9 protein-coding genes are annotated in these 9536 nt (G+C 66.1%); 5 read left to right on the forward strand and 4 right to left on the reverse strand.

Annotated elements, in window-relative coordinates; all coding sequences use genetic code 11:
• Positions 1 to 2: 2 nt before the first annotated feature.
• Together CXG43_RS18935 and CXG43_RS18940 are read right to left on the reverse strand one after the other, a co-directional pair.
• Positions 3 to 959 carry a Ku protein gene (locus tag CXG43_RS18935; protein WP_101101759.1) on the reverse strand — a complete coding sequence of 319 codons (957 nt, stop codon included), beginning with the start codon at positions 957 to 959 and terminating at the stop codon, positions 3 to 5.
• A gap of 80 nt (positions 960 to 1039) precedes the next feature.
• Positions 1040 to 1444: a hypothetical protein gene (locus CXG43_RS18940; protein ID WP_101101761.1), complete on the reverse strand. Its 405-nt coding sequence runs from the start codon at positions 1442 to 1444 to the stop codon at positions 1040 to 1042.
• 144 nt (positions 1445 to 1588) lie between these two features.
• Here CXG43_RS18940 and CXG43_RS18945 point away from each other — a divergent pair, with 144 nt between their 5' ends.
• A complete protein-coding gene (locus tag CXG43_RS18945; protein ID WP_101101763.1) occupies positions 1589 to 1954 on the forward strand; it encodes a hypothetical protein in 366 nt (121 codons plus the stop codon).
• A 49-nt stretch (positions 1955 to 2003) separates the two neighbouring features.
• Here the strand turns inward: CXG43_RS18945 and CXG43_RS18950 are convergent, their stop codons facing one another.
• Positions 2004 to 4124 (reverse strand): TonB-dependent receptor, encoded by a 2121-nt coding sequence (locus CXG43_RS18950; protein ID WP_101101813.1) that lies wholly within the window; start codon positions 4122 to 4124, stop codon positions 2004 to 2006.
• Positions 4125 to 4288: 164 nt separating this feature from the next.
• Between CXG43_RS18950 and CXG43_RS18955 the strand changes: the two genes are divergently transcribed.
• The 4 genes from CXG43_RS18955 to CXG43_RS18970 all read left to right on the forward strand — a co-directional run bounded on the left by CXG43_RS18955 (position 4289) and on the right by CXG43_RS18970 (position 8083).
• Positions 4289 to 5491: an amino acid aminotransferase gene (locus CXG43_RS18955; protein WP_101101816.1), complete on the forward strand. Its 1203-nt coding sequence runs from the start codon at positions 4289 to 4291 to the stop codon at positions 5489 to 5491.
• A 136-nt stretch (positions 5492 to 5627) separates the two neighbouring features.
• The gene (locus CXG43_RS18960; RefSeq protein WP_101101765.1) at positions 5628 to 6644 is read left to right on the forward strand and encodes a class 1 fructose-bisphosphatase; all 1017 of its coding nucleotides are present in this window, start codon (positions 5628 to 5630) and stop codon (positions 6642 to 6644) included.
• 102 nt (positions 6645 to 6746) lie between these two features.
• Positions 6747 to 7454, forward strand: a complete 708-nt coding sequence (locus CXG43_RS18965; RefSeq protein ID WP_101101818.1) for a 2OG-Fe(II) oxygenase — start codon at positions 6747 to 6749, stop codon at positions 7452 to 7454.
• Between the two features lie 335 nt (positions 7455 to 7789).
• Positions 7790 to 8083, forward strand: coding sequence for a hypothetical protein (locus CXG43_RS18970; RefSeq protein WP_101101767.1), 294 nt, complete (start codon positions 7790 to 7792; stop codon positions 8081 to 8083).
• Positions 8084 to 8222: 139 nt separating this feature from the next.
• Here CXG43_RS18970 and CXG43_RS18975 read toward each other — a convergent pair whose 3' ends face one another.
• Positions 8223 to 9335 (reverse strand): PA0069 family radical SAM protein, encoded by a 1113-nt coding sequence (locus tag CXG43_RS18975; protein ID WP_101101769.1) that lies wholly within the window; start codon positions 9333 to 9335, stop codon positions 8223 to 8225.
• Positions 9336 to 9536: the final 201 nt, after the last annotated feature.

The following is a 9536-nucleotide window of genomic DNA, read 5'->3' on the forward strand; positions in this document are numbered from 1 at the left end:
GCTCAGCCCGCCTTGCGGCGTGGCGCAGCCTTCTTCGCAGCCTTCTTGGTCGCCTTGGCCGGTGCCTTCTTGACTGCTGTCTTCCTGGCCGGTTCCTTGCTGGCCTTCCTGGTCGCGGCCTTCTTCACCGTCTTGCCGGCGGTCTTCTTGGCCGGGGTGCGCTTGTTGGCCTCCAGACTCTTCTGCAGCAAGGACATGAAGTCCACCACGTTGGTGCTGGCGTCCTCGCGCGGGGTCGGCTCGTCTTCCACCGTGGTGGTGCCACCGTCCTGCTTGATGCGCTTGGTCAGCACGTCCTGCAACCGCGCACGGAACTCATCGTGGTACTGGGTCGGGTCCCAGTCGCCGGCCATCGACTCGATCAGCTGTTCGGCCATCGCCGTTTCCTTGCTGCTGATGCGGTAATCGGACAGCTTGCCGTCGGGCAGCTTGAAGTCGGCCGGGTCCACCAGTTCCTGTGGATAACGCAGGATCATCAGCACCAGCGCGTCATCATTGGGCATCACCGCGCACAGGTACTCGCGGGTGCGCACCACCACCTTGGCGATGCCGACCTTGCCGGTACTGCGCAGTGTCTCGCGGAGCAGCACGTAGCCTTTTTCAGCCTTCTTGCCCGGCACCAGCAGGTACGGTTTCTCGAAATAACGCGGATCGATCTGCGCGGCGTCGACGAAGCTTTCCACCTCGACGGTTTCATGGCTCTCCGGCGCGGCCGATTTGATGTCGCCCTCTTCCAGCACGACGTAGCTGCCCTTGTCGTACTCGAAGGCCTTGACGATATCCTTCCACGGCACTTCCTCGCCGGTATCGGCGTTGACCCGCTCGAACCGGATCGGTTTCTTGTCGCGCGAATCGAGCATGCGGAACTGCAGGTCGGTCCGGCGCTCGCCGGACATCAGCGAGACCGGCACGTTGAGCAGGCCGAAGGAAAGAGTGCCGGTCCAGATCGGGCGGGCCATGGGACGCACCGTAAGGTCAAGGAGCATCCAGCTTCGGCGCGCGCGCGTGAAACGACCGTGTCCTCCAGCTCAAGAAGGGGTCACTGCAGCAGCGGGCGCACGGCCGGGGCAGGCATGTGGTCCAGCGCCAGCCAGGCATCTTCGACCACCTCGCGGGCCTTGGGCCAGCGCAGCCGCGATTCGCCACGCATCAGCTCCCACTGCGCGGCCAGTTCGCCCTCGGTTTCCTCGCCGCCGCCGCGCGGCCAGTTCGCCGCGTGGGTGGTCAGCGCGAAGGCGTATGCCGGGCACAGGTCACGCCAACTGCGGTGGGCCTGCCGGCGCCGGTCGTCGTAATCGTTGAGCATGTACTGCAGGTAATCCTGGGCGACGGCCTGCGGATCTTCACGCTGCTGGCGGCGGGCGCGGCGCTGGGCAGGGCTGGCGGCCAGCGGGTCGCGCCGGGAATTGAAGACCGAGGGCGCGGGACGTTCCGGGCGGTTCATGGCGCAGCTCCTGCTTGCAGGGCGGGCGGCCAGATGTAACCACGGCGCCGTTATCCAGTCGTGATCGATGTGTTGATGACGCGGGATTCGCAGTGGCTTTACCTCTGAGGGGCTGTAGTAGGGGCCTCATCGAGGAGAGCCGCCATGAACAGAGACACCTCGCGCGACCCACTGCGCCAAGCCACTCCACACGTGCCCGGCGAACAGCGTGGCAAGCACGACAACATGGACGCCGAAGAGCGCGGCACCGGCGCGCCGTTCGTCGATGCGGAGGCTGCGCTCACCACAGACGCCACGGACGACGCGCACCTGCCGGTGCGGCATGTCAGCGACCAGGCTGCACAGGACCGCAAGGACTGCGGTGACCGCCATCGTGGTGGCCAGGAAAGCCCACTGAAGCGTCGCGAACGCAAGCAGCACGCCAGTGACAACCAGGACGAGGCGCTGGAGGAGACGTTCCCGGCGAGCGATCCGACGTCACCGTTCGTGCCGGCAAAGGCGCCGGATTGAGGGGTGGGGGGCATTGTGACGACCAACGGTCGTCACCCACCGGTGGCGCTCACCGCCAGGACCACTGCACGCCGAGGCTGCCACGGCGGTCCGGGCCGGGTTCGTAGTAGCGGCCGTTGCCGTCGTTGACGATCACCGAGCCGATGTAGCCCTGGTCCAGCAGGTTGTCCACACGGGCGAATACTCGCAGGTCGCCGCCGCGCAGGGTCCAGCGGCGGGCGGCTTCCACGTTCATCACCGCATAGCCCGGTGCACGCTCGGTGGCCAGGTCATTGACCACCGTGTCGCTGCTGCCGGTGACTTCAGCCGCCCACAGCCAGTCACGCGGCTGCCATTCCAGCCGCGCGAAGGCCTGCTGGCGCGGCACGCCGGGCAACCGGCTGCCGGCGGCAACCGGCGTGTCCGGCCCCGCGCAGCCGCTGCCGGCGCAGGCCAGGTAGGCGCTGCGCACTTCGGCCTGCAGCCAGGTCCAGGCCAGCTGCAGGTCCAGGTCCTGCGCCAGCGGCTGGTGCCATGACAGCTCCGCGCCCTGGCGGCGGGTACGGCCGATGTTGCGGTAGGTACTGCGGCCATTGGTGTTGCTGGCCACGGCCAGCTCGTCGTCGGTATCGGCGCGGAACAGGCTCACCTCCAGCCGGCGACCGTCCTGGGCCTGCCATTTGCTGCCCATTTCCACATTGCGGCTGCGCGCGGCGGACAGGCCCAGCGCCAGCCCGGCCTGGCCATCGGCGCGATAGCCGAGTTCGTTGAAGGTGGGGGTTTCAAAGCCACGGCCGACTGCAGCGTGCAGCCGCCACTGCGGAGTCACTTCGAAGCTGACCCCGGCCACCGGCGTGGTCGCCTGGTAGCGGCGGCTGCCGCTGTCGTCCGGGTTGCGGCCGACGATGTAATGGTCTTCCGAACGGAAGCGGACACTGCTGTGGCGCGCCCCGGCCAACACCGACCAGCGCGGGCTCCACTGCCACCAGGCCTGCACGAACTGGTCCACGTTGGACACCGTATCGCGCTGGTCACGGCGCAGCCGGCCGCGTACGCCCAGTGCGTCGCCGACGAAGTTTTCATGGCCGGTGCGGTGCTGGCGCTGGCGGTCGGCGTTGACCCCGGCGGTGACATCCAGCGCGCGTCCGGCCAGCTCACCGTTCCAGCCCCAGCGAGCATCCAGCCCGCCGAAATCGCCATCCAGTCCGATCACCCCACCGGCGTGCAGCGGATTGGCCTGCGGGCCCGGCGGGATGGCCAGGAACTGGGTCACCTCACGCTGGCCGGCATAGCCGATCAGGCGGAAGCGGTGGGCGGCGCGCTGCCCGCTGTAGACCAGCCCTGCCTGCGACTGGCGCACCGATTTACGGGTGTTGTACTGGTGCGCCACTGCGGTCGCCTGGCGCGGATCGGCAGTCACCTGCGCACGGGTCAGGCCGAGCGGATCCTGCGCGTTGGGCGCATCCAGGTAGTTCACCAGCAGCTCCAGCCGGTCCTCGCCCACGGCCGTACCCAGTCGCGCGTTCAGCGATTCACGGCGGGCCGCGCTGTGGTCGCGCCAGCCATCGGTACGGAAGTGATTAGCGGCGACGTTGTAGTCCACCGGGCCCTGCACGCCGCGCAGGTGGGCACCCACGCTCAGCGTGTTGTCCGCACCGGCATTCAACCTCAGCCGCCATGGATCGCCTTCGCGACCCTGCGCGGTATGCACCTGCAGCACCCCACCGGAGGAATTGCCGTACAGCGCCGAAAACGGCCCGCGCAGCACCTCGATGCGCTCGGCACCAAGCAGGCTGGCGTGCGAAAGCTGGCCCTGGCCATCGGGCATGGTCGCCGGCACCCCGTCCACCAGCACGCGCACGCCACGCACGCCGAAGGTGGAGCGCGCACCGAAGCCGCGGATCGACAACTGGGTGTCCTGCGCGAGGTTCTGGCGATCACGTGCCAGTACGCCCGGGATGCCCCCCAGCGCCTCGGCCAGCTGGGCCTGCGGACCACTGCGGTCGTCATCGATCCACACCGTGTCCGAACTGGACGGCAGCGCGAACGGGTCGATGCCGGTCACCCGGGCGGCCTCGACTTCCACCGCAGGCAGGCTGCGCGTGGCCGGGGGCGACTGGGCGAAGGCGAGGCCGGGCAGCAGCAGGGCGCAGGCCAGGGACAGGCGGCGACGGGCCGGGGGCAGGTTCATCATTCAGGTTCAACAGCAAGCATGAACGCGCCATGGTACCGGCCACGGCGTGACGAGGAATGCCGCGCCATCGGCACGCTTTGTTACGATGGCGTGGTCCCCGCCCGGTAGGCGGTGGCGCAGCTGCGTGCTTTCTTCCTCCCCCTTACCGAATGAGTACCGCCGTGTCCTTCTTTGCAAACGTGGAACTGGTCCCCGGTGACCCGATCCTGGGCCTGACCGAGGCGTACAACGCCGACAGCCGTCCGACCAAGGTCAACCTGGGTGTGGGCATCTACTACGACGAAAGCGGCCGCATTCCGCTGCTTCGCGCCGTCAAGCAGATCGAGCAGCAGCTCGCCACCGAAGCCAAACCGCGCGGCTACCTGCCCATCGATGGACTGCCGGCCTACACCCAGGCCACCCGCGAACTGGTATTCGGCAAGGAATCACCGCTGCTGGCCGCTGGCCGCGTCGCCACCACCCAGACCGTGGGCGGCAGCGGTGCGCTGCGCGTGGGCGCCGAGCTGTTGAGGACGCTGCTGCCGCACGCCACCATCGCCATCAGCAACCCCAGCTGGGAAAACCACCGCGCCGTGTTCGGTGCGGCCGGCTTCGACGTGCTGGAGTACAGCTATTTTGATGCACAGACGCACGGCGTGGACTTCCCGGCGATGCTGGCCGACCTGCAGAACCTGCAGCCGGGCACCGTGGTGCTGCTGCACGCCTGCTGCCACAACCCCACCGGTGCCGACCTGACCGTGGACCAGTGGAAGCAGGTGGCTGAAGTACTGAAGGAACAGCAGCTGTTCCCGTTCATCGACATGGCCTACCAGGGCTTCGACAAGGGCATCGAGCAGGATGGCGCGGCCGTGCGCATCATCGCCGAAGCCGGCATCGACAGCTTCGTGGTCGCCAATTCGTACTCCAAGTCGTTCTCGCTGTATGGCGAGCGCGTGGGTGCGCTGTCGATCGTCGCCCCCAACGCCACCGAAGCCAAGGCCGTGCAGTCGCAGATCAAGCGCATCATCCGCACGATCTACTCCAGCCCGTCCAACCACGGTGCCGCGCTGGTGGCCGGTGTGTTGAACAGCCCGGAGCTGCGCGCGCTGTGGGAAGCCGAACTGACCGAGATGCGTGAGCGCATCCACGCCCTGCGGCATGGGCTGGTGGACCGCCTGGCCGCCCTGGGCGCCCCGGAATTCGCCTTCATCAACGACCAGGCCGGCATGTTCTCCTACTCCGGGCTGAGCCGGGTGCAGGTGGAAAAGCTGCGCGATGAGTACGGCATCTACGCCGTTGGCACCGGCCGCATCTGCGTGGCCGCGCTGAGCCAGAACAACCTGGACTACGTCGCCCAGGCCGTAGCCAACGTCGCCAAGGCCTGACCCGACAAAAAGGGGACGGAGGGGATTAAGTCGTTATCGGCTCGCACTAGCTGATAACGACTTAATCCCCTCCGTCCCCTTTTTTGCATCCGGGCGGCGACAATAGACGCATCTTTCCGTCGCTCGAGCCCTGCCCATGTCCCGTACGTCGTTGACCCGGTATCTCATCCAGGAACAGCATGCCGGCCGCATCAATGCCGACCTGCGCCAGCTGATCGCCGTGGTCGGGCGTGCCTGCACCAACATCTCCATCGCGGTCAGCAAGGGCGCGCTCGGCGGCGTGCTCGGCGAAGCCGGCACCGGCAACGTGCAGGGTGAAGCGCAGAAGAAGCTGGATGTGATCAGCAACGAGATCCTGCTGGAAGCCAATGCCTGGGGCGGTCACCTGGCCGCCTGCGCGTCGGAGGAGATGGACCATTCGCAGCCGGTGCCGGACATCTATCCGCGCGGTGATTTCCTGTTGCTGTTCGATCCCCTCGATGGCAGCTCCAACATCGACGTGAACGTGTCCGTGGGCACCATCTTCTCCGTGCTGCGCTGCCCGAAGGACGTCGAATGCCCCAGTGACGAGAGCTTCCTGCAGCCGGGTACGGCGCAGATCGCCGCCGGTTACTGCATCTACGGGCCAAGCACCCAGATGGTGCTGACCGTCGGCCACGGCACCCATGCCTTCACCCTGGACCGCGAGACCGGCGAGTTCGTGCTGACCACCCAGGGCATGCAGATCCCGGCGGCCACCCAGGAGTTCGCCATCAACATGTCCAACCAGCGGCATTGGGAAGCCCCGATGCAGGCGTACGTGGCCGATCTGCTGGAAGGCAAGGAAGGCGCGCGCGGCAAGGATTTCAACATGCGCTGGATCGCCAGCATGGTGGCCGACGTGCATCGCATCCTGACCCGCGGTGGCATCTTCATCTACCCGTGGGACAAGAAGGATCCGTCCAAGGCCGGCAAGCTGCGCCTGATGTACGAAGCCAACCCGATGGGCCTGCTGGTGGAACAGGCCGGCGGCGCCGCCTCGACCGGGCGTGCGCGGATCCTGGACATCCAGCCGGACCAGCTGCACCAGCGCGTGCCGGTCTTCCTCGGCTCGCGCGATGAAGTCGCCGCCGCGGTGCAGTACCACCAGCAGCACGACGCGTCAGCGAACTGAGTAGCAGGCGAGCTTGCTCGCCTGGCCGTCGCACATGTCCGTGGCGTGACAACCCCTGCGCCAGTGGGCACCATCAAAGGCCCGCTGGCGAAGGATCCAGGCATGCAGACGCAGGACCCTGTTGATTTCATTGAAGTGATCCACAACGCCGTGCCCGCCGATGTGTGCGCGGCGATCGCGGCGCGACTGCGCGCAAGTGACCGCCTGCAACCGGGTGCGGTAGGCAGTGGTGTATTCCCCGAACTCAAGCGCAGCAAGGATCTCCGCATCAGCGGGCTGGCCGACTGGGCGGATGTTGAAAACGTCCTGCAGCAGGCCGTTTTCAACGGGCTTTTGACTTATCTACGCCGTTATCCACAGGCACTGATCGCGCCGCTGATGTTGCAGATCCAAGACAGCAACGGCCAGCCCAAGCGGCTCACGGCGGAAGACTTCCCCGACATGAGCCCGGCCGCGCTGTCGGATCTTGCGCGCACCTGCCTGCGTCCGGGCGCGATCAACCTGCAATGGTACGCAGCAGGCGAGGGCGCTTACCCCTACTGGCATTGCGAGCTGTATCCGAAGGACGAGAAGGCGGAAACCCTGCACCGCCATCTGCTGTGGACGCTGTACCTCAATGATGACTTCGAAGAGGGCGAGACCGAGTTTCATTTCCAGCAGCGCAAGGTCACCCCGCGCACCGGCAGCCTGCTGATCGCGCCGACCGCCTTCACCCATACCCATCGCGGCAATCGTCCGCAGGGCGGCGACAAGGTCATCGCCACCAGCTGGATCCTGTTCCAGTCCGCGCAGAAGCTGTACGGCGGCTAAGGTCCCCCTCTCCCCGGGCGCTGAACGCACACGTGTCCACCTTTCCCTTGGCCGACATGTGCAGCTACGCCCGGGGAGATGAGGATGCTTGGCAGCGAGCGTCCTGCTCATGGGCCCGCCTTCCGTGGGGCGTTGCGTCCTCAATTCGATTGATGGAGTCGATATTGGCTGGCGTTGCCTCTGCACGGCGCCTATCTTCCGCGACACGACGCGAACTGCCTTTCAGAAAACGCTCATCGACGCTGACAGGTCGCCCGGTGGGTGGGTGACGACCTGCCTCGGTGGATGACGACCTGCCTCGGTGGATGACGACCTGCCTCGGTGGGTGACGACCGTTGGTCGTCACGCTCTTGCCGTTTCCTGACAGCCAGACCGCTGCGCTCGCCGAGCGTGGCTCGGCGCTACCCTGCCAGTTCCACGCGCAGCTGCAATCCCAGGGCGCGCAGCGCGCCCATCATCGTGCGCAACGTCAACGTGCGTCGGCCGGACAACTGGCGACGCACCACCTCGACAGGCAGCCTGCATTCACGCGCGATGGCACGCAGATCTTCCTCGCCGGCGACGTAAACAATCGCCTCGCCGAGGATCTCTGCATCACCTTGGCTTTCCCAATGCGTATTGGTCCCTAAAGGCCGGAAGCGCTTCCGTGGTCCTCAGGCTCACCTCGGACTAGATACACATTCGGTACATATCGATCAGCAGTCGCTGAGCGCATGCGGGCCTGCTTACCGTGAACGTCCAGAGCCGGAATGGCTGTGCGCGCCACCTTCAGAACAACGACCCCTGCGGCGAATCCGCCTTCGGCGGTGCGGGCCGCTCGAACTTCGTGCAATCCAGCTTCGGCCAGTGGCTGTTCTGCGCATCGAATCCCAGTCGCCTGCGCGCCAGCTTGAAGCGGTTCGACAGCAGGTCCGCATACACGCCCTGGCCGCGCATGCGGGTGCCGAACTGGCTGTCGTAATCCTTGCCGCCGCGCAGCTGGTTGATGGTGCTCATCACGTGCGTGGCGCGGTCCGGGTAATGCGTCTCCAGCCAATCGCGGAACAGCGGCGCCACTTCCAGTGGCAGGCGCAGCAGCACATAGCCGGCACTGGATGCACCGGCATCGCGCGCGGCTTCCAGTACGGCTTCCAGTTCGGCATCGTTGATCCACGGAATCACCGGCGCCAGCATCACCCCGACCGGGATGCCGGCCTCATGCAGACGGCGCATCGCACGCAGCCGTGCATGCGGTGCGGCCGCGCGCGGTTCGAGTTTCGAAGACAGGTGCGGATCCAGCGAGGTCACCGAGAAATGCACGCTCACCAGGTTCTGTTCGGCCAGCGGCGCCAGCAGGTCGATATCGCGCTCGACCAGTGCGTTCTTGGTGATCAGCGAGAACGGATGGCGGGTTTCCAGCATCACTTCGATCAGCTGGCGGGTCAGTTTGAACTTGCGTTCGATCGGCTGGTAGGAATCGGTGTTGATGCCCAGCGCGATCGGCTGTGGCACGTAGCTGGGTTTTGAAAGTTCTTTGCGCAGCAGCTGCGCTGCGTTGGTCTTGGCGAACAGCTTGGTCTCGAAATCCAGCCCGGGCGACAGATTCAGATAGGCGTGCGAGGGACGTGCGAAGCAGTACGAGCAGCCATGTTCGCAGCCGCGATAAGGGTTCACCGATTGGCTGAAGCCGACGTCTGGTGAGTTGTTGCGGCTGATGATGCTGCGGGCGGTTTCGGCGCGCACTTCGGTGCGCAGGCGCGGCGCCAGGAACTCTTCGCTTTCTTCGGCTTCCCAGCCATCGTCCACCGCTTCGCTTACCGTGCTTTCGAAGCGCCCGGCGATGTGGGTGGTGCTGCCGCGGCCTTTGATGGCGATGTGGGGGATGGAATCGGGGCGACCCATGGGATTCTTCTGAGCTGAGTGCGGTTAGTATTATTGCTAACCACAGGGTATGCAATGCGCTGGAATTCAGGTGGCTGTAGGCGTGGCGGGGGATGGGGATCTGGCTTGCCCCCATGGTTATCCACAGGGCTTCGGGTCATGCCGGGACAGGGCGCAGGACATTGCAAGCCACGGTGTGCGCCTGTCCCAAATACACATCTC

The sequence above is a fragment of the Stenotrophomonas sp. Bg11-02 genome (genome assembly GCF_002836635.1).
GTDB classification, from domain to species: Bacteria; Pseudomonadota; Gammaproteobacteria; order Xanthomonadales; family Xanthomonadaceae; genus Stenotrophomonas; species Stenotrophomonas lacuserhaii.

Bases quoted from the DNA above. Each gene is read 5' to 3' on its own strand.
- CXG43_RS18960 (WP_101101765.1), top strand. From the start codon at position 5,628: ATGTCCCGTACGTCGTTGACCCGGTATCTCATCCAGGAACAGCATGCC.
- CXG43_RS18940 (WP_101101761.1), bottom strand. From the start codon at position 1,444: ATGAACCGCCCGGAACGTCCCGCGCCCTCGGTCTTCAATTCCCGGCGC.
- CXG43_RS18975 (WP_101101769.1), bottom strand. From the start codon at position 9,335: ATGGGTCGCCCCGATTCCATCCCCCACATCGCCATCAAAGGCCGCGGC.
- CXG43_RS18950 (WP_101101813.1), bottom strand. From the start codon at position 4,124: ATGAACCTGCCCCCGGCCCGTCGCCGCCTGTCCCTGGCCTGCGCCCTG.
- CXG43_RS18965 (WP_101101818.1), top strand. From the start codon at position 6,747: ATGCAGACGCAGGACCCTGTTGATTTCATTGAAGTGATCCACAACGCC.
- CXG43_RS18945 (WP_101101763.1), top strand. From the start codon at position 1,589: ATGAACAGAGACACCTCGCGCGACCCACTGCGCCAAGCCACTCCACAC.
- CXG43_RS18935 (WP_101101759.1), bottom strand. From the start codon at position 959: ATGGCCCGCCCGATCTGGACCGGCACTCTTTCCTTCGGCCTGCTCAAC.